This window comes from Citrobacter sp. Cpo045, assembly GCF_030332875.1.
Classification (GTDB): Bacteria; Pseudomonadota; Gammaproteobacteria; order Enterobacterales; family Enterobacteriaceae; genus Citrobacter; species Citrobacter portucalensis.
The window spans coordinates 79283-99960 of the sequence record NZ_JAOWGZ010000096.1 but is presented as its reverse complement, the minus strand read 5'-3'; the positions used below and the strand labels follow the sequence as shown (position 1 = coordinate 99960).

Below are 20678 nucleotides of genomic sequence, written 5' to 3'. Positions count from 1 at the left end.
AAAACACAAGAACATTCCCGGTTTTATCATGTTAACTGGACAAAACCTGCTAGATTTATTACCACGGCTTTTTTTCGATAGGTAGTATGATGTTGAACGTGTCGTGGGACCCTGTATTGATTGGGATTTCCTTTGTTGTCGCGTTTATTGCCTCTTTTATTGCTCTCGATAGTGCGGGCAAGGTGGCAATCTCCAATCGACGTGAATCAACCTTCTGGCGCCTGTCTGGCGGGGCTACGCTAGGGATGGGTATTTGGTCAATGCATTTTATCGGTATGCTGGCCATGAAAATGAGTATGCCGATCAATTACCATTTTTCGCTCACGGCATTTTCTTTCTTTATTGCGCTCATTTCTGCAACTCTCGCCATTAATATCGCCATTTCCGGTAATACGCTTTCAACAAAACGATTAGTCGTAGCCACTGGAATATTAAGCGCCGGTGTCGTCACCATGCACTACGTTGGCATGTATGCCATTATTGAGCATGTTGCCATCCTATGGAGTCATTCGCTGATACTGCTCTCAGTGATGATTGCCATCGTTGCATCTGGTGTAGGTTTGTGGCTGGCGTTTCATTTGCGCCAAAATACCCGTCGAGCCCTGATCAATCGGCTTGTCGCCGCCCTTATTATGGCGCTGGCGATTGCCTCTATGCATTACACCGGGATGGGAGCGGCAACATTCACCCATTTTGGACACACAGTACACAATGGGCTCAGCACACTGGAACTCTCTGTCTGGGTCTGCGCCGTCACGCTGGTTATTTTGGGTATCATGCTGGTGGTGTCGATGGTGGATTCGCAACTGCGTACCTCCCGACTGGCTGACAACTTACATCAACTTAACTGCCAGCTTGAGCATCAGGTCCACTTCGACGCACTTACCGGACTTGCCAATCGCACACAGATAGATGCCTGCTTACAGGCCTGTTTGCAGCATTCCAAACTGCATCAGCATCAATTTGCTCTGGTATTCATCGACCTCGATCGCTTCAAAGTCGTTAACGATACCTGGGGACATCACATCGGCGATCAGTTGCTCATCGCCAGTACGCAGCGAATATACAGCTGCCTTGATGACACCATGACGCTGGCGAGGCTGGGGGGAGATGAGTTTATTCTTCTGGTTCCTGACTGCAATAAAGAGGATATCACCGCTCTGCTGACCCGGATTGCCGCTGCGATTGGCGATCCTTTCACGCTGTTTGGGTACACCATTCGGGTTTCGTTAAGTGCGGGAAGCAGTATTTATCCTGAACATGGTTCCACGTTGCATGAGTTAAAAGTAAAGGCTGATATGGCGATGTATCATGTCAAACAGGCTGGCAGAAACGGTTGGGCTATTTATAGCCCGGAAATGGAAGCTATCGCCGATACACCGCCGACATTTTTACAGGAACTGTCACAAGCACTGGAACACGATCAATTTGAGCTTTGGTACCAACCCAAATACACCGCCGGAGATCATTCCCTGACCGGTTTTGAAGCGTTATTACGCTGGCATCACCCGGAACGCGGAATGTTGTTACCCGCTGAGTTTCTGCCTGCGCTGGAAGAAACAGGCCTTATCATTCCGGTCGGAAAATGGGTTATCCAGCAGGCATGCCAGCAGTTACATCAATGGAAGTTACAGGGCCATGCGGAATGGACCCTCGCCGTTAATCTTTCCCCTTCCCAGTTTGAACAACATGACATCGTTGATGTGGTTTGCAGCGCCCTTGCACAATATCAACTATCACCTGCATATCTCACGCTGGAATTGACTGAAAGTACAGCACTTAAAAATTTAAAACGTAGCGCTGAAGTCTTAAATGCATTTTCAGCTTTAGGGATCACCGTTTCAATTGATGATTTCGGTACCGGTTATTCAAATATATTGATGTTGAAGTCTCTTCCGGCACAGGAATTAAAAATTGACAGAGTATTTGTTAAAGATATCAGCGAGAACAGCAAAAATACAAAGATTGTGTCTACTATTATTGACATAGCCCACTCCATGAATATGCAAGTGGTGGCTGAAGGAATAGAGACCCAGGAGCAGGAAATACTCCTGACCCAGATGGGATGTGGCGTGCTGCAAGGTTTCTTGTTTGCAAAACCGTTGCCTGCGCATCAGATCCATGAATTGATTCCAACGGAAAGCAACATTAAGCAGCAGCGAATCGTACAGTCTTTGTCTCCTCAACAATCAATAACATTATGAGACTGTAATATAAAAAACAGATGCCATTAAACGGGCAACACAGCAGATAAAGATAACGGGATTATCGATGAGCACAACCGAGCTGCATTCACTGGATTTATTAACCCTGCCGGTGTGGATTGTTTCGCCGCATACCGAAGAACTGGTGTTCGCTAATACCGTTGCACGGGAACTGATGCAGGCCCCCTGCTTTTCTCTACTCCGCAAGGGCATATTTTCAACTCATGCCCAAAATGATTTAACCATGTATCTCAGCGATTTGAGAAATCATCACGACATTGTAGAAATCCTTACGGTTTGCCGCGAAGGTGAAGACGTCGCGATGGCCAGCCGCCTGTCCATCCGCTCTCTGCCGGAATCAGGTGACGTTATTCTTTTCGAAGGCATTGAAACACCGACTTCGCAAGGTCTGAAAGCGAGCCGTTCAGCGAATTATCAGCGAAAAAAACAGGGATTTTACGCGCGTTTTTTCCAGACTAACTCGGCCCCAATGTTGCTTATCGATCCGTCCCGTGATGGGCTTATCGTTGATGCAAATCTCAGTGCGCTAAATTTTTATGGCTATAGTCATGATACGATGTGCCAGAAACATACATGGGAAATCAATACGCTGGGCCGCCATATACTCCCGGTGATGCATGAAATCGCCCATCTTCCCGGTGGCCATAAACCTTTGCATTTTGTGCATAAACTGGCAGACGGCACATCCCGTCACGTACAAACCTACGCCGGGCCAATCGAAATCTACGGTAATAAGCTCATGCTGTGCATTATTCATGATATTACCGAGCAAAAACGGCTGGAACAGGAGCTTGAGCGTGCGGCCCTGCGTGACGCCTTAACGGGATTGCTTAACCGCCGACATTTTTATCAGGTAACCGAGCCGGAACAGACCCACGCGATGTCATTGACACAGGATTACAGCCTGCTGTTGATCGACACCGATCGCTTTAAAAGCATTAACGATCTTTTTGGTCATTTAAAAGGTGATGAGGTACTTTGTGCTCTGGCACGCACACTTGAATCCTGTGCAAGAAAGGATGATCTGATTTTTCGCTGGGGAGGTGAAGAATTTGTGCTGCTGCTGCCGCGAACCTCGTTAGATATTGCCCTCAATCTCGCAGAAGTGATACGGGCGACGGTGGCCAAAGTGACTCTCCCTGGCCTTCCCCGCTTTACCGTCAGCATTGGCGTAGCACGGCACGAAACAAATGAAAGCATCGATGAGTTATTCAAACGCGTTGACGACGCGTTGTACAAAGCCAAGAACGAAGGCAGGAACAGAGTACTGGCCGCCTGATGTTTACGTCGTTCAGCGACTGCGTTTAGCGTGACGCTCCCAGTTGTCCTGTTTTGCCTGTGCGGTTTTACGCAATGCCACATAACATGCCCCGCTGCCGCCATGATGCGGCAGTGCGGCGCAGTATGCTTGCACGTCGTCAAATTCCGTCAACCAGCGCGCCACGTAGCTGCGAACAATATTGGCATGGGAGTTATCGTCACGTCCCTTGCCGTGTATCACCAGCACGTTACGCAACCCTTCCTGCTGCGCCTGCAGAATAAAGCTAAAGAGCATCTGGCGACATGTTTCAACAGGTTGGCGAATAAGATTAAGGCTCGCCTGCTGCGGGTATTTTCCGTTTCGCAGCTTGTCGGTCACGCCGTTCTGTAAACCTTCGCGACGAAACTCGAGCGGCACATTCAACGGGACAATATCGAGAAATCCCGTCGAGAGAAAATTATCCAGTTGTAGCGTATCGATACGCGCCGGAGTGCGAAGATTACGCATGGGCTGCCAGTGCACATCGGCATGGTTTTTCAGCGGTTGAACATCCCCCATTGCGTCAAGAAACAGCGATGCATCATCAAGGTTCATGTTTCATCCTCCAGCGTATTGCGACGGGCATTATCATAACCGCGCACTATTATACCGACAACTGTACTGGTAACGGTTTACGATTATTTCCAATAATTAACCGGATCCTCCGCGCTGAACCGATCTACTCACGACAAGTTGATATCCGTTTTTAGGGGTATAGCTGCGACGGTCACTGGCGTGATAATGTGTAGGCTCGCCTGAATGCTGTAATGAGAGAAACGGATGCTTAACTTACTGGAAGACACCATCGACACGCCGCTGGGCCCGCTGTGGGTTATTTGTGATGAGCAATTTCGCCTGCGCGCAGTGGAATGGGATCAGCACAGCGATCGCATGGAACAATTGCTTGATATTCATTACCGTACAGAAGGTTATCAGCGCATTACCGCCAAAAATCCTGGTGGATTAAGCGACAAACTCTCTGAGTATTTTGCCGGAAACCTCAGCATCATTGACACGCTGGAAACGGCAACCGCTGGGACGCCTTTCCAGCGTGAAGTCTGGCAAGCATTACGCACTATCCCCTGCGGGCAGGTCATGCATTATGGTCAGTTGGCCGAACAGTTGGGGCGCCCCGGCGCTGCAAGAGCGGTCGGCGCAGCTAATGGCTCCAATCCAGTAAGCATTGTGGTCCCCTGTCATCGCGTCATTGGACGTAACGGCACCATGACCGGATATGCCGGCGGTGTACAACGAAAAGAGTGGTTATTGCGCCACGAAGGTTATTTGCTACTCTAGATTCCAGGCAATTAATGCCTTATTCATCACACTTCCGCATAATGCGACCCCAAATTAAGTGTGGTTAATCAAGCAGATACAAACATTCGCTCCAGTTATGCCTGAATTATTCTCTATTGGGAGTAGCTCAGGCTTACGTGCTCACCAAAAAGATGTTAAAATTGACAAATATCAATTACGGCTTGAGCAGACCTATGATCCCGGAAAAGCGAATTATACGGCGCATTCAGTCTGGCGGTTGTGCTATCCATTGCCAGGATTGCAGCATCAGCCAGCTTTGCATCCCGTTCACACTTAACGAGCATGAGCTTGACCAGCTCGATAACATCATCGAGCGCAAAAAGCCTATCCAAAAAGGGCAGACGCTCTTTAAAGCAGGTGATGAGCTTAAATCACTCTACGCTATCCGCTCCGGAACGATAAAAAGCTATACCATTACCGAACAAGGCGATGAGCAAATTACCGGTTTCCATCTGGCGGGTGACCTGGTAGGTTTTGACGCCATTGGCAGCGGCCATCACCCGAGCTTTGCTCAGGCGTTGGAAACCTCAATGGTATGCGAAATTCCTTTCGAAACCCTTGATGACCTGTCTGGTAAGATGCCGAACCTGCGTCAGCAGATGATGCGTCTGATGAGTGGCGAAATCAAAGGCGACCAGGATATGATCCTGTTGCTGTCGAAGAAAAACGCTGAAGAGCGCCTGGCGGCCTTTATCTACAATCTGTCTCGTCGCTTCGCCCAGCGTGGGTTCTCGCCTCGTGAATTCCGCCTGACCATGACCCGTGGCGACATTGGTAACTACCTCGGTCTGACGGTTGAAACCATCAGCCGCCTGCTGGGTCGTTTCCAGAAAAGCGGCATGCTGGCGGTGAAAGGCAAATATATCACTATTGAGAACAGCGACGCGCTGGCAGTTCTTGCCGGCCACACGCGTAACGTTGCGTAATCTTTCCGCAAGCCTCTCTGTTATCCTTCTGTCAAATCGCTAAATTTTCCCGATTTATTGATCTGGCAGGAGGTTATTCCCTGTTTCAAACCACATTATTGGGTTACTCTTTTAGTTACAAACTGCGATGACAGTTGTAAGGAGACCCTGTATGGCTATGTATAAAAATATGCTGGTCGTCATCGACCCTAACCAGGACGATCAACCAGCATTACGGCGAGCTGTTTATTTGCATCAACGGATTGGTGGCAAAATTAAAGCCTTTTTGCCGATCTATGACTTTTCCTATGAGATGACTACCCTGCTGTCGCCTGATGAGCGTACGGCAATGCGTCAGGGGGTCATCAGCCAGCGAACTGCATGGATACGTGAACAAGCGAAATACTACATCGAAGCAGGGATCCCTCTGGAGATTAAAGTGGTCTGGCATAACCGACCCTTTGAAGCCATCATCCAGGAAGTCATCAGTGCCAGGCATGATCTGGTCCTCAAGATGGCGCACCAACACGACCGCCTCGAAGCCGTAATATTTACGCCAACCGACTGGCATTTATTGCGTAAATGTCCAAGTCCGGTATGGATGGTGAAAGACCAGCCATGGCCTGAAGGGGGTAAAGCACTGGTTGCCGTAAACCTCGCCAGTGAAGAGGCTTATCACAACGCGCTCAATGAAAAACTGGTTAAAGAGACGCTACAGCTTGCAGAACAGGTTAACCATACCGAAGTGCATCTGGTAGGCGCCTACCCTGTCACACCAATCAACATCGCGATTGAACTGCCTGAATTTGATCCCAGCGTTTATAACGATGCAATCCGTGGACAGCATCTGCTGGCCATGAAGGCGCTACGCCAGAAATTCAGTATTGATGAGAAAGTGACGCACGTTGAAAAAGGCTTACCTGAAGAAGTCATTCCTGATTTAGCCGAGCACTTGCAGGCGGGTATTGTGGTATTGGGGACCGTCGGACGTACCGGTATTTCTGCTGCGTTTCTTGGTAATACCGCGGAACAGGTTATCGATCATCTACGCTGTGACCTGCTGGTCATCAAGCCGGATGAATATCAGACGCCAGTTGAACTGGACGACGAAGAAGACGATTAACCACACAATGAAATGCCGGATGGCGATATCATCCGGCATTTTAAACGCCTAGTGTTGCTCCTCACCGCCGAGGAAATAGATACCAAGCGGGATAGCCAACAGAATCGTAAACACCATGCTGTAGACACAAATCATTGCAGATTGAATGGCGTACATTGAAGCGGTCCAGTCGGATAGCGGAATGTCATACTGTTCAATAACGCCACCGATCGTCGCTCGCGTCACGACCGACGCTGCGATAATAAACACCCCAAGCAGGCACAACAGAAACTTCCGTCCCTTCGCTGTTTTCAGCTTAGCCATGATCATAGTACTGTCCTTTTGCAAATGAAAAACCTTGTTACTTTGCGCTAACAATACCATGACATCAACTGACTGTCTGCTACATAAACCGCATACAGGGTTGACGTCAGCGTTATTTCGCTGAAAATAGCGCTGATTGCATTATTTATCTCTCCTTTTGATTAATGATCTGACCGCCTTAACTGAGTAAAATATCTGGGGATTAGGATGTCAGATGATATTTAGCTAACACGGAGTTGCCAGGAAGAATCATGATCGCTGAACTGTTTATGAATAATGCGTTTAATTTGACGGTAATTCTTAGCTGCTGTGCCGCGCTGGTCCTGATGAGCGTCTGGTATCATCGTGGAGAGCGTCGCTGCAAAGGATTCATATTTCATGCCGCACAATTTTTTGTCTATGCCATTATCATTGGGACGTTTGGCAGCATTGCTAATAACGTTATCGAAAGTTACAGCCTGAAATTTATCTCCCCCAGCGTGGTCGACTTTATCTGCACCTCGTTGATTGCGTTGATCCTGACCATCAAACTTTTTCTGGTGATTAATCAGTTTGAAAAGACGCAGATTAATAAAGGCAGAGATATCACCAGCGCGAGGATCCTGTCGCGTATCATCAAGATTACCATCGTGGTTGCCATCATTTTACTGTATGGCGAACACTTCGGTATGAGCTTATCCGGCCTGTTAACCTTTGGCGGTATTGGCGGTATCGCAGTGGGTATGGCGGGGAAAGATATTCTGAGCAACTTTTTCTCAGGCATTATGCTCTATTTCGACAGACCGTTTAGCATAGGCGATTGGATCCGCTCCCCGGACCGCAATATTGAAGGCACGGTAGCAGAAATTGGCTGGCGAATGACTAAAATAAACACCTTCGACCATCGTCCGTTGTATGTGCCAAACTCGATTTTCTCCTCCATCAGCGTAGAAAACCCAGGGCGCATGACCAACCGGCGAATTAAAACGGTGATCGGGTTACGATATGAGGATGCCGATAAAGTCGGTGCCGTTGTCGAGTCGGTCAGAGAAATGCTGCAAAACCATCCTGGAATAGACCAGAAACAAACTCTGTTGGTCTATTTTAATGAATTTGCCGATTCATCGTTGAATATCATGGTGTATTGCTTCACGAAAACCACCGTCTGGAAGGAATGGCTCGCGGTACAGCAAGACGTTTATTTAAAGATTATCACGATAGTCCAGGCAAACGGCGCCGACTTTGCGTTCCCCAGCCAGACGCTGTATATGGATAATCCTGAAGCATCGCCATCGACACACTAACAAAAGAAAAGACGCGGAAATCCGCGTCTTTTTTGTACTTATTTCAATGAGGCAATATCAATTACAAAGCGGTATTTCACATCGCTTTTCAACATCCGCTGCCAGGCACGATTAATATCCTGAATATCGATCACTTCGACATCGGCGGTAATACCATGCTGACCGCAAAAATCCATCATCTCCTGCGTTTCAGCAATGCCGCCGATAACTGAACCCGCCACAGACCTACGCCCAAGGATCAGGGGAACCGTATTCAGAAACGGATCCAACGCACCAAGATAACCGACCAGCACCAGCGTACCGCTTAGCGCCAGGGTTGGGATATAAGGGTTCAGGTCATGAACGTAGGGCACAGTATCGATAATCAGATCAAACTGATTCGCTGTCGCTTTCATCTGTTCACTGTCAGTGGAAAGCACAACGTGACTGGCACCCAAACGTCTGGCATCAGCTTCTTTGCCCGGTGAACGCGTAAACAGCGTAACTTCCGCGCCCAGCGCATTTGCAAGTTTGATTGCCATATGCCCGAGTCCACCCAGACCGACAACCGCGACTTTACTGCCCTCGCCTACCTGCCAGTGGCGCAGAGGCGACCATGTTGTGATCCCGGCGCAAAGCAGCGGCGCCGCACCGCGTAAATCGATCCCTTCAGGGACCTTCACCACAAACTTTTCGGTAACGACAATTTTGTCAGAATAGCCGCCGAAAGTAGGCAGACCGTCATGACGGTCGATATCGTTATACGTTAGCGTGTTACCTTCTTCGCAATACTGCTCTAGCCCCTGCTCGCAGGCGCTACAGTGTTGACACGAATCAACCATGCAGCCGACCCCTGCGAGATCGCCCACTTTGAATTTTGTTACCGACTTACCAACATGCACCACGCGGCCAATGATCTCATGCCCTGGTACCATCGGATATTTAGCACCGCCCCAATCGTTGTAGGCGTTGTGAATATCCGAGTGGCATACACCGCTGTATAAAATATCGATAACCACATCATCTTCACGCGGATCGCGACGAACAAAATTATGGGGGACTAAATCTTCTTTCACCGCCAGAGCAGCATAACCCTTCACATTCATGACCATTGAGATCTCCTCAGGGATTAGGTGTTACCAGAACCAGCATAGTTCAGGGCAGCAGGTTGTACTCAGCGTCGCTAACCGGTTCCAGCCATTCGTTCGACGCGCCAGGGGCCGGGATTTCCACGGCGATATGGGCAAACCAACTATCACGCGCGGCGCCATGCCAGTGTTTCATTCCCGCCGGAATGTGCACGACATCGCCGGTTTTCAGCTCACGTGCCGGTTTATTCCACTCCTGATACCAGCCTCTGCCACCGGTCACCAGCAATATTTGTCCACCCTCATGATGAACATGCCAGAAGTTACGACAACCCGGTTCAAATGCGACATTGCCAATTACCACGCCTTCCATGGAGAGCATGGTCAGATAGCTGTCGCCAGTGAAATACTTCGCATACGCTTCATTTTTCTCTCCACGTGGAAAGACGCTGTTACCATCAAATTGTTCGTTCATAGTGACTCCAGTATGGATAATGTCCGCGGTGTTCATACCAGACATTCATCAAGAACCGTACGGGCATTTTCCCCAATCCCGGCTCCACAGTGCTGTTCGAGTATCGTAATAAACTCACTGAGTTGCTCAGGGAGGATCCCGATGTTAAGGCATATCGCAAAATGGCTTTTCAGTTGGCTGTTAACGCCGCCCAGAACGGCCAACGCCGAAACGGTCGCCCATTCACGGTCCTGCCAGTCAAGTACATCTCGCTGAAAAATATCGCCAAACAGATGTGCTTTAAGCCAGACATCAATAGCGGGTACAAAGTCAAACAGCGGACCGCTTACAGGCTGTCCAACCAGTTGCGTCTGAGTTAGGCTCCCAGCCTGAACACTGTTCCAGTCTGCAGGTGGCGGCGTGGCCGTTCTACCTTCGTCGTCTGAAAGCCCTTTCTCGCTTCGACTTTTCACCACCGACATAAAGCAGGACAGACCGTTCAGGCTGCGAGGGAAACCGCAGTATGCGTAGAGCTGTAGCAGGATCTCTTTTACTTCACTGAGCGAGAGTCCCGCATCCAGTCCGGCGTTGAGCGCGACGTCCAGCTTTTCCATCTGTCCTGTGGCAGTGAATGCCGCAATGGGGATGATTGCCTGTTGTCTGGCATCCAGTTGGTATTGCATATTCGACTCTCCAAAACGGTGGCAACATTGCACCACCGGGGGCTGAAAACAGTAAAATTATAGAGACTCGACGTGTCGGTGATTAGAGAGGAAAAGAAGGACAAACTTATGAGCTGTGCTCATCAATAATGAGCAGCAGGTACTCTTTATTTGCAGGTAATTGATTGAAGACTTACGCCACAATCTCGATTAAATTGCCGTCAGGATCTTTTATCACCGCTTCGTAATAACCATCGCCAGTAGTGCGCGGACCTGAGACTAATATCCCCTGTTCCTGCGCTTGCATTGCAATGGCATCAACATTTTCATTGCCGCCAACAGAAATGGCGAGGTGTACCCATCCGCAACGATTATTGTCAGGTTGCTGCCCGATAAGACCCGGTTTGGTCATTAACTCAATCGCAATTTCCTCGCCAATTTTGACAAAATAAGATTCAAACCCAGGATTGGTTTTACTGCGGTATTTCTCGTTGATCTTGCCGTCAAAAAACGAGACCCAGAAGCGAGCTTGCTGCTCGAGATCCTGTGTCCATAACGCCATATGCGCAATCTTCATAGCGAACCTCTTCCCGTTGTATCCAGAATAGTACGGCCCCAGTAAGGGATGTTGACATCGTTAATCATAATGCACGATCATGCACTCTATTGCTCGATATTTATTTCACCTGGAGTATCTATGCTCGATTACGCCGCATTCCCGGAACAGCGCCAGGCGCTTATCTTTCAGATCCTGCAAGAAAACGGCAGAGTCATTTGTTCTGAACTTGCTAACCGATTAGGTGTTTCTGAACACACAATTCGTCGTGATTTGCATGAATTGAGCAAAGATGGCGTGTGTAAAAAAGTCTATGGTGGCGCGGTCATTACACTCCCTGAATCCGAAGACATCGACGTGCGCAAGAGTATTAATGTAGCCAAAAAGAGCAACATCGCGCAGAGATGTGCCCGACTGGTCAAATCTGGAAGCTGTATTTTTATCGACACGGGTAGCACCAATCTGGCAATGGCAGAAGCTCTGCCCGCCGAACTGGCGTTAACCGTGGTGACAAATTCACCGGAAATTGCCGCCGTTTTGCTAAAAAAACCGCTGTTTGAAGTCATTATGCTGGGTGGCGTGGTGCAGAGATCTTCAGGTGGGTGCGTGGGAGCTTCCGCCATCGCACAAGTGCAGGACATTTTATTCGATCAGGGATTTATTGGCGGCTGCGCGATGTCGCCTGAATCCGGCTTAACGGGATTTGATTATGCGGATTGTGAATTCAAAAAAGCGGTGATTAAACAATGTAATGAAACTATCGTCGCGCTAACGGCTGAAAAAATCCCAGCCGTCGCCCGATATGTCGTTACCGAAAGCAGCAATATCGATGTAATTGTTGTAGAGGACAACATCAGCAAAGAGTACGCCACAGCGTTCCAGGCGCACGACATTCGAATTTATACAGTCTAACCGCGGTAGGCTCGCTGAAAACTAACTGTGCTAAACGTCGCTCCTGGTGTCAGCGCGGTGATCGCTGACAGATAATCCAGACGGATTTTTTGCTGGTTTTCAGATTGCCCCACGACCAGAAATTCTTCTTTTTCCACGGTGGTACACGTCGTCAGCGCTTTAGCATCAAAACATGTGCCATCCGTTAGTTCAATGCGCAACCAATAGTGGTACATGCAGGCGATTTCCAGATAATCATGAAGATCGCAATCTATCGGGAGATACTCTTCGGTCGTTTTCATCACACTACCTTCCCCAACGTCTTGTATATTCGGGAAATCGCCAACGCAACTTCCCGAACTATCCAGCTATTTCAACGCTTCAATGGGAGCGCCAAAATTAATATGCAGCACATTGCCGTCAATCACCAGCGCCGGAACAGATTTCACGCCAGCCACTTCAGCCTCAGCAACCCGATCAGGTTGCTCTCCAAGATGAACCACATCGATTTCAACATCCGCAGACAAATGCTGCAAAAGTGTCTGTTCTGCGGAAACACAAACCGGGCAACCTGCATGATAGAAACGAGCTTTAGTCATGATACATCTCCTTTAAATTATAGTATCGATTCGATACCACAATTCATGCTACGCTGCTTTTACCCTTTGTCAATATAGTTTTTAATCGATACTATATACCGAGGAGGATTTGTTATGCCCGACATGTCACTTTTCGACGTACTTGACCGGCTTTCCAGCCTGACAAGGATGTGGTTTCGCCAGCATCCTTTACTGGCGGATCTGCAACCGGTACAACTCAGCGCGTTAATGTATCTGGCCCGTTGCAACCGTTATTCCAATACGCCGCTTGGCGTAACGGACTACCTTGGCCTCACCAAAGGCACCGTATCGCAATCGCTGAAGCTGCTAGAAAGCAAAGGACTGATTGTTCGTAAGCAGGATGCCCGCGATAAACGCAGCGTACATTTACAGTTAACTGAATCAGCCGGTACGTTACTGGACGCCCTGCTCCCGCCAACGTTTTTGGTGGAGGGTGAATTGGCAATGGGTGAACGGGCGATCGTGCTCAGAGAGCTGCTGTTAGAACTGTTACGCGGGATCCAGAGGACCAACAATGTGCCTGGCTTTGGTCTTTGCCATAGCTGTCGGTTCCACCAAAAAATTGATGGTCAGGGATTTTGTAATCTGACGAAAGAGAGATTGAGTGAAGACGATTCATTGCTGATTTGCCGGGAGCATCAGCCGCCGGAAACATAAAATGGTTGGTGCAAAATCACACCAGCCATTATCTCTGTTAGTGTTTGATTATAAATGAACATGGTATTTCATTGTTCTAAATGGATAAAATTACGAATACAGACAACCAATATCGTCAATTAATGTTGTTGTTTGCCGCGACGACTGTCCTTGCTGGCTATGGCTCTCACTACGATGAAGAGAAAGCGCTGGCCCGCAGTGCTCAAACTCAAGCGGCTAAAGAACAACATAACATCATCGCATAAGGCTTCAATTCTGTACTGAATGCCTGGAATTGTACTAACGCCAACGGGAGTGGTGAATCAATACTGGCTGTGCGAGGTATGATGAACGTGGTCAGGATATGCCTCTGATGATCACCCGTGCTGGCGTTAAAAACGCTATACAAGTACGACGCAGGAATGGTGGATGGTGGATGGTGTCCTATATTTAACCGACCCTAATGGTGAGTCTAAACATTTAGCCCGTTTTAAATGGGGGGCTTACGCTGATAGCTACGACATACTGGTCCTGCGAGATACAGACTTCGAGTCTGAGTTACATTGCAATCAGATTAAGGATCAATCCCTTAAATCCAAGAACATAGTGGCGAAAGTGATCCCTACCGTAGCGGAGGTCACCCCACTGGCAATTATGATTGGCTCAGACATAGTTATTCTGTGTGTAGAGGATCAGGCTTCACCGGCTGGATTTATCAACAAAGCACGTAGTGGTTGATTCCCGTGAGTCTGAAGTAGAAAAGGCCGACATATGGCGACCGCTAAACTTTGAATAGGATTTTCTCAATGAACTGCTTCGTGATAAATAATCTGTGCGCCCATACCTGAAATCAGCTTATCTACGCGAATATAATCCGTATAGAAAAAAGATGGAGCATCATCCCAGTGACAGAGTGCGATTTCACGCTTCAGATATGTGTCATAGTAGATAACATGAGCCTTACATGACCTGGTTTTTCCTCCAGATTGTGTTGGATATCTCATCTTGAATCGGTAATTGTCACTCTCATGCTTATTAGCTGATGAGATCATTATTAACTCTGGAACGTTCCAAAAGATAAAAGTCAGGTACATCATAACGGTGAGGCAAACGCCAAAAAACCTCTTAACCATACCTGCAGCGAACTTATTCTTTAGGTACACACGCCAAGCAGTGAACATTCCTATTAGGAAGGAAGTCCCAACAATTACTGACTTATAAAGCCCCTCATCAAAAAGGTACGTGTCGTGAGTGATTTTGTCTGCCCATGCACACCAAATAACCCAAATGACTGCACAGCAGAATGAAATCAGCTCTATCTTTGTTGGCAACCTTATTATCATTAATATTTTTCTCATCTTCCTTGCGAATACGCCCATAGAGTAATCTTCACCTGATTATCCCAGTCCAGCTGCGGTACTGCTGGTAGTGGCATCCAATGACCCTCTTCCCGTCGCTCTGTTTCAAAGAAGCCATCATCCACTACGATTATACGAGAGGTGCTGGCGCTGAAATCCGCGCCAGCTCTGGTTTTAGATGAGGTTAACGAAGGTTATCAGGAGAGTGTATTCAACTAGTGCTTAACGATATACATTGTGCGGCTATAGGCCACATCTTCAGGGTTAGTAATCGGATACCCTTTCAGCCACGGTTTAATTAAACGCCCGTTGGTATACTGATAAATCGGTGCAATAGGTGCCTGTTCCATCAGAATTTTCTCCGCGGCGTTATAATCGGCATTGCGCGCTTTCTCTGTATTCTCCAGAGTTGCCTGGGTCAACACTTTGTCGTACGCCGGATCATTAAAGCGGGAGATATTGCCCGTATGGGTCGATGTTAATAGCGACAAGAACGTAGAAGGCTCATTGTAGTCACCCACCCATGAGGCGCGGATCACATCAAAATTACCGGTATTACGGCTGTCGATATACGTTTTCCATTCCTGGTTCTGCAGTTTCACGTCAACACCGAGGTTCTTCTTCCACATAGAAGCCACTGCGATAGCAATCTTCTGATGATTTTCTGAGGTGTTGTACAGCAGCGTCAGTTTAAGCGGTTTCTGTGGGCCATAGCCCGCCGCACGAAGCAGCGTTTTTGCCTGCGCGTTCAGTTCTTCCTGACTCATTTGCTCAAACGGTGAAGGTTCCGGCACAAATCCTGCCGTTACATCCGGCGTAAAATGCCATGCCGGTTTCTCACCTGTACCCAATACCTTCTCCGCCATCAGACGACGATCGATAGTCATGCTGAGTGCCAGCCGCACGCGTGAATCGGCGGTCGGTCCCTTCTGGGTATTGAAAGCATAATAATAAGTACCAAGCTGCGGCGGGGTGTAAACCTGACCCGGGATATCCTTCAACAGTTTCTGATACATATTTTTCGGGAAGGATTCCGTGATATCAATATCACCCGCAAGATAGCGCTTGGTCGCAGCTGACTCCTGGTTGATCGGCAGGAAGGTGACTTTTTGCAACACTGTTTTGGCGTTGTCCCAATAATGCGTGTTCGGCACCACTTCCAGTTTTTCGTTCACGACGCGATCTTTGAGCACATAGGCGCCGTTACCAATAAGATTGCCTGGTTTGGTCCACTCTTTGCCGCTCTCAACGTTAGCTTTTTGTACCGGATAGAATGCAAAACTCGCTGTCAGATTGGCAAACCAGGGCAGCGGTTTATCCAGTTGAACTTTCAATGTCCGTGCATCGACAGCACTAACGCCAAGTTTATCAGGCGTGGCTTTGCCATCGATAATAGCCTGAGCATTATTAATTCCCGCCAGCGCCGCAAACCAGGCAAACGGCGACAGCGTTTTTGGGTCAACCAGACGCTGCCAGCTATAGACAAAATCCTGCGCCGTTACCGGCGTACCATCGGCCCATTGCGCATTGTCACGCAGCGTAAACGTCCAGATGCGGTTATCGTTACTCTTCCACTGGGTAGCGACGCCAGGCACGATCTCACCCTTCTCATTCTGGTTGACCAGCCCTTCAAATAGATCACGAATAACCTGTATTTCAGGCAGCCCGACGGCTTTTGCCGGATCAAGCGACGCCGGTTCGTCTTTTATATGACGCACCAGTTCTTGTTTCTCTGCCAGTACCGTTCCGCTGGGAACATCAGCAGCCCAGGATAAAGAAATGCTGCTAACCAACAACGCACAACAGGTTACTGAAACAGAATGCTGCATAAGATACCCTCAATTCCGGCTACTAAGTGAATGTGTAATTATTTGTATCGCCAGCAGGAAATGCAATTAACTTCCGACAAGAAAGTGATATTACACCTGAAAAGATAAGTGTGTGAAAACGATTTGATTATCCATACATTTTGCACAACACTGCGAGTAACAATCCAAGCATTCAGAGATGACTATGACCGTTACCCGTCCCCGTGCCGAGCGCGGCGCATTCCCACCTGGAACCGAACATTACGGACGTTCATTGTTAGGCGCACCGCTAATCTGGTTTCCTGCACTGGCAGCCGATCGTGAAAGCGGTCTGATACTGGCGGGAACGCACGGCGACGAAAACTCCTCGGTCGTTACCCTTTCCTGCGCATTGCGTACGCTTAACCCTTCTCTGCGTCGCCACCATGTAGTGCTGGCCGTAAACCCTGACGGTTGCCAGCTTGGACTGCGCGCAAATGCGAACGGCGTCGATCTGAACCGTAACTTTCCCGCCGCAAACTGGAAAGCGGGCGAAACGGTGTACCGCTGGAACAGTAGCGCAGAAGAGCGTGATGTGGTGTTGTTGACCGGCGAAAGTCCGGGTTCGGAACCAGAAACCCAGGCGTTGTGTCAGCTTATTCACCGAATTCATCCCGCCTGGGTAGTCTCTTTTCACGATCCACTGGCCTGTATTGAAGATCCCAGAAGCAGCGAGCTGGGTTCGTGGCTGGCACAGTCGTTTGAATTGCCTCTGGTCACCAGCGTAGGTTATGAAACGCCCGGCTCTTTTGGGAGCTGGTGCGCAGACCTGAATTTACACTGCATAACCGCCGAATTTCCGCCCATTTCATCGGATGAAGCGAGCGAAAAATACCTGCTGGCCATGTCCAATCTGCTGCGCTGGCACCCTAGAGATGGAGCTGCCCGGTCGTAAAATGCAGGGCTGGCTCCGCATCGCTGGCCAGCCAGGTAGGGCCATCAAGATCGGCAAAGTTAACCTGCGGCGTAAGCGGTAACGCCGCACCGATAGCCCGGGAGGTACACAGCATGCAGCCCAGCATCAGCGCAAATCCCTGCTCGCGGGCTTCCGTTGCCAGCGCCAGTGCTTCCGTCAGACCGCCTGTTTTGTCCAGTTTGATATTGACCATTTCATAGCGTCCGTGCAGCGCTTTCAGGCTGCTGCGAGTGTGGCAACTTTCATCTGCGCAGATGGGCAGCGGATGCACAAAATTCTCCAGAGCGGCATCATCCTGAGCCGGCAGCGGCTGCTCCAGCATTGCCACCCCTAAATCAGCCAACAGCTGACAGCGTGCCGCAAGGCCTTCTGCCCGCCAGGATTCATTGGCGTCGACAATAATCGTAGCGTCAGGAACAGCCGCACGAATGGCAACCATCCGCTCACTAATCAAGCGAGCATCCAGTTTAACTTTCAGCAGTTTTGCGCCATTTCCCCACAGCGCAGCCGCGCTCGCAGCCATTTGTTCCGGCGAGCCAATCACTACGGTTTGCGCCGTCGTCACCACTTCCGCCAGTTCACTTCCCACCAATTCCGCCAGCGATTTCTGCTGTTGACGCGCACTTAGATCCCACAACGCGCAGTCTACGGCATTTCGCGCAGCCCCTGCTGGCAGCAGCTTTTGCAGCTCTTCACGCGTCAGTCCGTTTTCCAGTTGTGGTGCAATGCTCATAATTTGCGCCAGGACAGAGGCATCGCTTTCACCGTAGCGTGGGTACGGTGTGCACTCGCCAATACCTGTGACGCCATTTTCTGTCAATTCGACGACTACCACATGCGCTTCGGTCCTGCTCCCACGGGCGATGACAAAGGGAGTGTGCAGCGGCCAGGCTTCCTCATATACCTTAACTGTTCTCATTTGTTTTCCTTAATGCAGTCCCTGAAACGGATATCCGCAAATAGCGTTTGCCGTGTTAACTGTTGATGGCATAAACTAGCCTCGACGTTAACTATATGTAAACAGGAAGATAACCATGTCACAAACCGTTCATTTCCAGGGCAACCCGGTTGCAGTTGCCGGCTCCATTCCTCAGGCTGGAAGCAAAGCTCAGGCTTTTACCCTTGTGGCTAAAGACCTGTCTGACGTTACGCTGGGCCAGTTTGCAGGCAAGCGCAAAGTGCTGAATATTTTCCCAAGCATCGATACTGGCGTTTGCGCGGCATCGGTACGTAAGTTTAACCAACTGGCGACAGAAATCGACAATACCGTCGTACTGTGTATTTCGGCCGACCTGCCATTCGCCCACTCTCGTTTTTGCGGCGCGGAAGGTCTGAGCAACGTTATCACGCTGTCCACCCTGCGCAACGCAGAATTCCTGAAAAACTACGGTGTTGAAATCGCTGAAGGCCCGCTGAAAGGCCTGGCCGCACGTGCCGTAGTTGTTATCGATGAAAATGACAATGTTGTTTTCAGCCAACTGGTCAATGAAATCACCAACGAACCAGACTACACAGCGGCGCTGGACGTACTGAAAGCGTAAGCTGCGTTTGCATACAAAAATGCCTCCGGATGGAGGCATTTTCATTTACGGCATTACTCTTCGCTTTTTTTCTGTTGGCTCAGGCCGTACTCGCGCAATTTATTGGCAATCGCGGTATGCGAAACGCCGAGGCGCTTGGCCAGCTTGCGTGTGCTGGGATAATTCATATACAGCTGCGTCAGCACGGAGCGTTCAAAGCGGCTGGTAATTTCATCCAGCGACCCTTCCATTACCTCTTCTCCGACCGCAACCGTTGCCGCATCATAATCCGGCAGTAAAATATCCTGCGGCCGCAGCTCATAACCTTCAAGCTGGGTCAGCGCCCGGTAGATAGCGTTTTTAAGCTGACGCACGTTGCCCGGCCAACCGTAACGGGTTAACACCGTGCTGAGATCGGCGGACAGCTTCGGACGCGGCACGCCCTGCTCATCGGCAAAACGCGCCACGAACAGTTCGGTGAGCGGCATAATATCTTGTGGGCAATCGCGCAGCGGTGGCAGGTTTAACGTCAGTACATTCAGACGATAATAGAGGTCTTCACGGAAAAGTCCTTTCTGCACCAGCTCCACAAGGTTCTTTTGCGTCGCGCAAATCACACGGACATCAACATGAACTTCGTGATCTTCTCCCACGCGACGGAACGTACCGTCATTGAGAAAACGCAGCAATTTGGTCTGCATACGCGGCGACATTTCGCCAATTTCATCTAACAGAACCGAACCGCCATTCGCCTGCTCAAAGAACCCTTTTTTACCTTCCGGCGCATGGCCAAACAGCTCGCTTTCAACCGCATCTTCAGGGATTGACGCGCAGTTCAGCGCCAGATACGGTTTCGACGCACGTGGGCTTGCCAGATGGCAGGCGTGAGCAAAGAGATCTTTGCCGGTGCCGGTATTACCAGTAATCAGCAGCGGCGCGCTCAGCGTCGCCAGCTTGCGCGCCTGTTCCACCACGTGTTTCATTTTGGCGCTGACGGCAATAATCTGGCTAAACGCGCTGAGATCCTGCGTAGTCATATTTTGCAACTGACGTCCCATTCGAATGGTGGAGCGCAACATCACCACCGCGCCGGTCAGCATCTGCTCCTGATTTTCGCCCTGCAAATGGACAGGCGTAATTTCCATCAGGAAATTCTGCCCGTTAATCACGACATGTTCGCTATGGGAATCCTGCGGATTGCTTTCCAGCCAGCGCTGGAAGTTAAACCCATTGATTAACTGGGCTGCGGTATGGTTGCGCATCCGCTCCTGGGTGTGCGCAAAAAGTTGACAGCTCGCAGGGTTCGCCATCTCAACTTTGCTTTTCATATCAAGAGAAAGGACCGGCTCTGGCAACGCTTCAAGCAGCGCACTTAGCGCCAGATGTTCACGTTCAGAAGGCATCCAGGGCACGGTGCGCACATCCGTAACACCCGAAATACGGCGAATTTCAGCCATCAGGCTGCTGAAGTTGGTGAACTCCAGCTCCGCAAAATTAAGGTAAATCCGCCCGATGGGGTCAATCTCGATACCGCGTAAATCAATGCTTCTCAGCACCAGTAAATCGAGCAGTTCGCGGGTCAGACCAAGACGGTCTTCACAAAAGACTTCCAAACGCATAGGAACCTTCATCAGGACAAGGGATTATGTAGTAAATGATAAGACAGTATTTGGTTCGCAGGAAGAACTCTGTCAA

General features: G+C 49.4%; 23 protein-coding genes. 11 read left to right on the top strand and 12 right to left on the bottom strand.

The features are described 5' to 3' along the window. The first annotated feature begins 89 nt into the window (after positions 1–89). Together OGY13_RS12110 and OGY13_RS12105 are read left to right on the top strand one after the other, a co-directional pair. Positions 90–2204, top strand: coding sequence for a putative bifunctional diguanylate cyclase/phosphodiesterase (locus OGY13_RS12110; protein ID WP_213752798.1), 2115 nt, complete (start codon positions 90–92; stop codon positions 2202–2204). 67 nt (positions 2205–2271) lie between these two features. Next, a complete protein-coding gene (locus OGY13_RS12105; RefSeq protein ID WP_008784893.1) occupies positions 2272–3504 on the top strand; it encodes a GGDEF domain-containing protein in 1233 nt (410 codons plus the stop codon). 12 nt (positions 3505–3516) lie between these two features. Here the strand turns inward: OGY13_RS12105 and smrA are convergent, their stop codons facing one another. Next, a complete protein-coding gene (gene smrA, locus OGY13_RS12100) occupies positions 3517–4080 on the bottom strand; it encodes a DNA endonuclease SmrA (protein ID WP_032943576.1) in 564 nt (187 codons plus the stop codon). Positions 4081–4305: 225 nt separating this feature from the next. Between smrA and ogt the strand changes: the two genes are divergently transcribed. From ogt to uspE, 3 genes are all read left to right on the top strand, one after another. After that, positions 4306–4821 (top strand): methylated-DNA--[protein]-cysteine S-methyltransferase, encoded by a 516-nt coding sequence (gene ogt / locus OGY13_RS12095; RefSeq protein WP_008784895.1) that lies wholly within the window; start codon positions 4306–4308, stop codon positions 4819–4821. Between the two features lie 194 nt (positions 4822–5015). After that, on the top strand, positions 5016–5768 hold the full coding sequence (gene fnr / locus OGY13_RS12090) for a fumarate/nitrate reduction transcriptional regulator Fnr (protein ID WP_003020397.1): 753 nt from the start codon (positions 5016–5018) through the stop codon (positions 5766–5768). A 151-nt stretch (positions 5769–5919) separates the two neighbouring features. Further along, a complete protein-coding gene (gene uspE / locus OGY13_RS12085) occupies positions 5920–6870 on the top strand; it encodes a universal stress protein UspE (protein WP_003833229.1) in 951 nt (316 codons plus the stop codon). Positions 6871–6918: 48 nt separating this feature from the next. Here uspE and OGY13_RS12080 read toward each other — a convergent pair whose 3' ends face one another. Next, on the bottom strand, positions 6919–7179 hold the full coding sequence (locus OGY13_RS12080; RefSeq protein ID WP_003020403.1) for a DUF2534 family protein: 261 nt from the start codon (positions 7177–7179) through the stop codon (positions 6919–6921). Between the two features lie 245 nt (positions 7180–7424). On the opposite strand from OGY13_RS12080, the gene OGY13_RS12075 reads away from it, so the two are divergent. Further along, positions 7425–8456: a mechanosensitive ion channel family protein gene (locus tag OGY13_RS12075; RefSeq protein ID WP_003843943.1), complete on the top strand. Its 1032-nt coding sequence runs from the start codon at positions 7425–7427 to the stop codon at positions 8454–8456. Positions 8457–8494: 38 nt separating this feature from the next. On the opposite strand, the gene OGY13_RS12070 is transcribed toward OGY13_RS12075, so the two are convergent. The 4 genes from OGY13_RS12070 to OGY13_RS12055 all read right to left on the bottom strand — a co-directional run bounded on the left by OGY13_RS12070 (position 8495) and on the right by OGY13_RS12055 (position 11216). Beyond that, on the bottom strand, positions 8495–9547 hold the full coding sequence (locus tag OGY13_RS12070; RefSeq protein WP_125363831.1) for an NAD(P)-dependent alcohol dehydrogenase: 1053 nt from the start codon (positions 9545–9547) through the stop codon (positions 8495–8497). 43 nt (positions 9548–9590) lie between these two features. Then, positions 9591–9998 (bottom strand): cupin domain-containing protein, encoded by a 408-nt coding sequence (locus OGY13_RS12065; RefSeq protein ID WP_020996378.1) that lies wholly within the window; start codon positions 9996–9998, stop codon positions 9591–9593. Between the two features lie 32 nt (positions 9999–10030). Continuing rightward, complete coding sequence (locus OGY13_RS12060; RefSeq protein WP_213752793.1) at positions 10031–10660, bottom strand: carboxymuconolactone decarboxylase family protein; 630 nt, start codon at positions 10658–10660, stop codon at positions 10031–10033. 172 nt (positions 10661–10832) lie between these two features. Beyond that, on the bottom strand, positions 10833–11216 hold the full coding sequence (locus tag OGY13_RS12055; RefSeq protein ID WP_008784902.1) for a VOC family protein: 384 nt from the start codon (positions 11214–11216) through the stop codon (positions 10833–10835). A gap of 120 nt (positions 11217–11336) precedes the next feature. Between OGY13_RS12055 and OGY13_RS12050 the strand changes: the two genes are divergently transcribed. Further along, complete coding sequence (locus tag OGY13_RS12050; RefSeq protein ID WP_008784903.1) at positions 11337–12107, top strand: DeoR/GlpR family DNA-binding transcription regulator; 771 nt, start codon at positions 11337–11339, stop codon at positions 12105–12107. Here OGY13_RS12050 and OGY13_RS12045 read toward each other — a convergent pair. Then, positions 12104–12388, bottom strand: a complete 285-nt coding sequence (locus tag OGY13_RS12045; protein WP_213752797.1) for a Rho-binding antiterminator — start codon at positions 12386–12388, stop codon at positions 12104–12106. The genes OGY13_RS12050 and OGY13_RS12045 overlap by 4 nt on opposite strands. 66 nt (positions 12389–12454) lie before the next feature. Beyond that, positions 12455–12685 (bottom strand): glutaredoxin family protein, encoded by a 231-nt coding sequence (locus tag OGY13_RS12040; protein ID WP_008784905.1) that lies wholly within the window; start codon positions 12683–12685, stop codon positions 12455–12457. Between the two features lie 114 nt (positions 12686–12799). On the opposite strand from OGY13_RS12040, the gene OGY13_RS12035 reads away from it, so the two are divergent. Together OGY13_RS12035 and OGY13_RS12030 are read left to right on the top strand one after the other, a co-directional pair. Then, positions 12800–13363 (top strand): MarR family winged helix-turn-helix transcriptional regulator, encoded by a 564-nt coding sequence (locus OGY13_RS12035; protein ID WP_213752792.1) that lies wholly within the window; start codon positions 12800–12802, stop codon positions 13361–13363. An 80-nt stretch (positions 13364–13443) separates the two neighbouring features. Continuing rightward, positions 13444–13608: a hypothetical protein gene (locus tag OGY13_RS12030; protein ID WP_158654536.1), complete on the top strand. Its 165-nt coding sequence runs from the start codon at positions 13444–13446 to the stop codon at positions 13606–13608. Between the two features lie 537 nt (positions 13609–14145). Here OGY13_RS12030 and OGY13_RS12025 read toward each other — a convergent pair. Beyond that, on the bottom strand, positions 14146–14721 hold the full coding sequence (locus tag OGY13_RS12025; protein WP_103285287.1) for a hypothetical protein: 576 nt from the start codon (positions 14719–14721) through the stop codon (positions 14146–14148). A gap of 194 nt (positions 14722–14915) precedes the next feature. Further along, positions 14916–16529, bottom strand: coding sequence for a murein tripeptide ABC transporter substrate-binding protein MppA (mppA, locus tag OGY13_RS12020; protein WP_008784907.1), 1614 nt, complete (start codon positions 16527–16529; stop codon positions 14916–14918). 184 nt (positions 16530–16713) lie between these two features. Here mppA and mpaA point away from each other — a divergent pair, with 184 nt between their 5' ends. Further along, positions 16714–17442 carry a murein tripeptide amidase MpaA gene (gene mpaA, locus OGY13_RS12015; RefSeq protein ID WP_060682138.1) on the top strand — a complete coding sequence of 243 codons (729 nt, stop codon included), beginning with the start codon at positions 16714–16716 and terminating at the stop codon, positions 17440–17442. On the opposite strand, the gene ycjG is transcribed toward mpaA, so the two are convergent. Beyond that, complete coding sequence (gene ycjG / locus OGY13_RS12010) at positions 17417–18382, bottom strand: L-Ala-D/L-Glu epimerase (protein ID WP_008784909.1); 966 nt, start codon at positions 18380–18382, stop codon at positions 17417–17419. The genes mpaA and ycjG overlap by 26 nt on opposite strands. 115 nt (positions 18383–18497) lie before the next feature. Here ycjG and tpx point away from each other — a divergent pair, with 115 nt between their 5' ends. Then, positions 18498–19004 (top strand): thiol peroxidase, encoded by a 507-nt coding sequence (gene tpx, locus OGY13_RS12005; protein ID WP_003020437.1) that lies wholly within the window; start codon positions 18498–18500, stop codon positions 19002–19004. A gap of 53 nt (positions 19005–19057) precedes the next feature. Here tpx and tyrR read toward each other — a convergent pair whose 3' ends face one another. Further along, a complete protein-coding gene (gene tyrR, locus OGY13_RS12000; RefSeq protein WP_008784910.1) occupies positions 19058–20602 on the bottom strand; it encodes a transcriptional regulator TyrR in 1545 nt (514 codons plus the stop codon). Positions 20603–20678 lie beyond the last annotated feature (76 nt).

Excerpts from the sequence above, each read along its gene's own strand:
- OGY13_RS12110 (WP_213752798.1), top strand. The coding sequence starts at position 90 with ATGTTGAACGTGTCGTGGGACCCTGTATTGATTGGGATTTCCTTTGTT.
- OGY13_RS12105 (WP_008784893.1), top strand. The coding sequence starts at position 2,272 with ATGAGCACAACCGAGCTGCATTCACTGGATTTATTAACCCTGCCGGTG.
- smrA (WP_032943576.1), bottom strand. The coding sequence starts at position 4,080 with ATGAACCTTGATGATGCATCGCTGTTTCTTGACGCAATGGGGGATGTT.
- ogt (WP_008784895.1), top strand. The coding sequence starts at position 4,306 with ATGCTTAACTTACTGGAAGACACCATCGACACGCCGCTGGGCCCGCTG.
- fnr (WP_003020397.1), top strand. The coding sequence starts at position 5,016 with ATGATCCCGGAAAAGCGAATTATACGGCGCATTCAGTCTGGCGGTTGT.
- uspE (WP_003833229.1), top strand. The coding sequence starts at position 5,920 with ATGGCTATGTATAAAAATATGCTGGTCGTCATCGACCCTAACCAGGAC.
- OGY13_RS12080 (WP_003020403.1), bottom strand. The coding sequence starts at position 7,179 with ATGATCATGGCTAAGCTGAAAACAGCGAAGGGACGGAAGTTTCTGTTG.
- OGY13_RS12075 (WP_003843943.1), top strand. The coding sequence starts at position 7,425 with ATGATCGCTGAACTGTTTATGAATAATGCGTTTAATTTGACGGTAATT.
- OGY13_RS12070 (WP_125363831.1), bottom strand. The coding sequence starts at position 9,547 with ATGGTCATGAATGTGAAGGGTTATGCTGCTCTGGCGGTGAAAGAAGAT.
- OGY13_RS12065 (WP_020996378.1), bottom strand. The coding sequence starts at position 9,998 with ATGAACGAACAATTTGATGGTAACAGCGTCTTTCCACGTGGAGAGAAA.
- OGY13_RS12060 (WP_213752793.1), bottom strand. The coding sequence starts at position 10,660 with ATGCAATACCAACTGGATGCCAGACAACAGGCAATCATCCCCATTGCG.
- OGY13_RS12055 (WP_008784902.1), bottom strand. The coding sequence starts at position 11,216 with ATGAAGATTGCGCATATGGCGTTATGGACACAGGATCTCGAGCAGCAA.
- OGY13_RS12050 (WP_008784903.1), top strand. The coding sequence starts at position 11,337 with ATGCTCGATTACGCCGCATTCCCGGAACAGCGCCAGGCGCTTATCTTT.
- OGY13_RS12045 (WP_213752797.1), bottom strand. The coding sequence starts at position 12,388 with ATGAAAACGACCGAAGAGTATCTCCCGATAGATTGCGATCTTCATGAT.
- OGY13_RS12040 (WP_008784905.1), bottom strand. The coding sequence starts at position 12,685 with ATGACTAAAGCTCGTTTCTATCATGCAGGTTGCCCGGTTTGTGTTTCC.
- OGY13_RS12035 (WP_213752792.1), top strand. The coding sequence starts at position 12,800 with ATGCCCGACATGTCACTTTTCGACGTACTTGACCGGCTTTCCAGCCTG.
- OGY13_RS12030 (WP_158654536.1), top strand. The coding sequence starts at position 13,444 with ATGGATAAAATTACGAATACAGACAACCAATATCGTCAATTAATGTTG.
- OGY13_RS12025 (WP_103285287.1), bottom strand. The coding sequence starts at position 14,721 with ATGGGCGTATTCGCAAGGAAGATGAGAAAAATATTAATGATAATAAGG.
- mppA (WP_008784907.1), bottom strand. The coding sequence starts at position 16,529 with ATGCAGCATTCTGTTTCAGTAACCTGTTGTGCGTTGTTGGTTAGCAGC.
- mpaA (WP_060682138.1), top strand. The coding sequence starts at position 16,714 with ATGACCGTTACCCGTCCCCGTGCCGAGCGCGGCGCATTCCCACCTGGA.
- ycjG (WP_008784909.1), bottom strand. The coding sequence starts at position 18,382 with ATGAGAACAGTTAAGGTATATGAGGAAGCCTGGCCGCTGCACACTCCC.
- tpx (WP_003020437.1), top strand. The coding sequence starts at position 18,498 with ATGTCACAAACCGTTCATTTCCAGGGCAACCCGGTTGCAGTTGCCGGC.
- tyrR (WP_008784910.1), bottom strand. The coding sequence starts at position 20,602 with ATGCGTTTGGAAGTCTTTTGTGAAGACCGTCTTGGTCTGACCCGCGAA.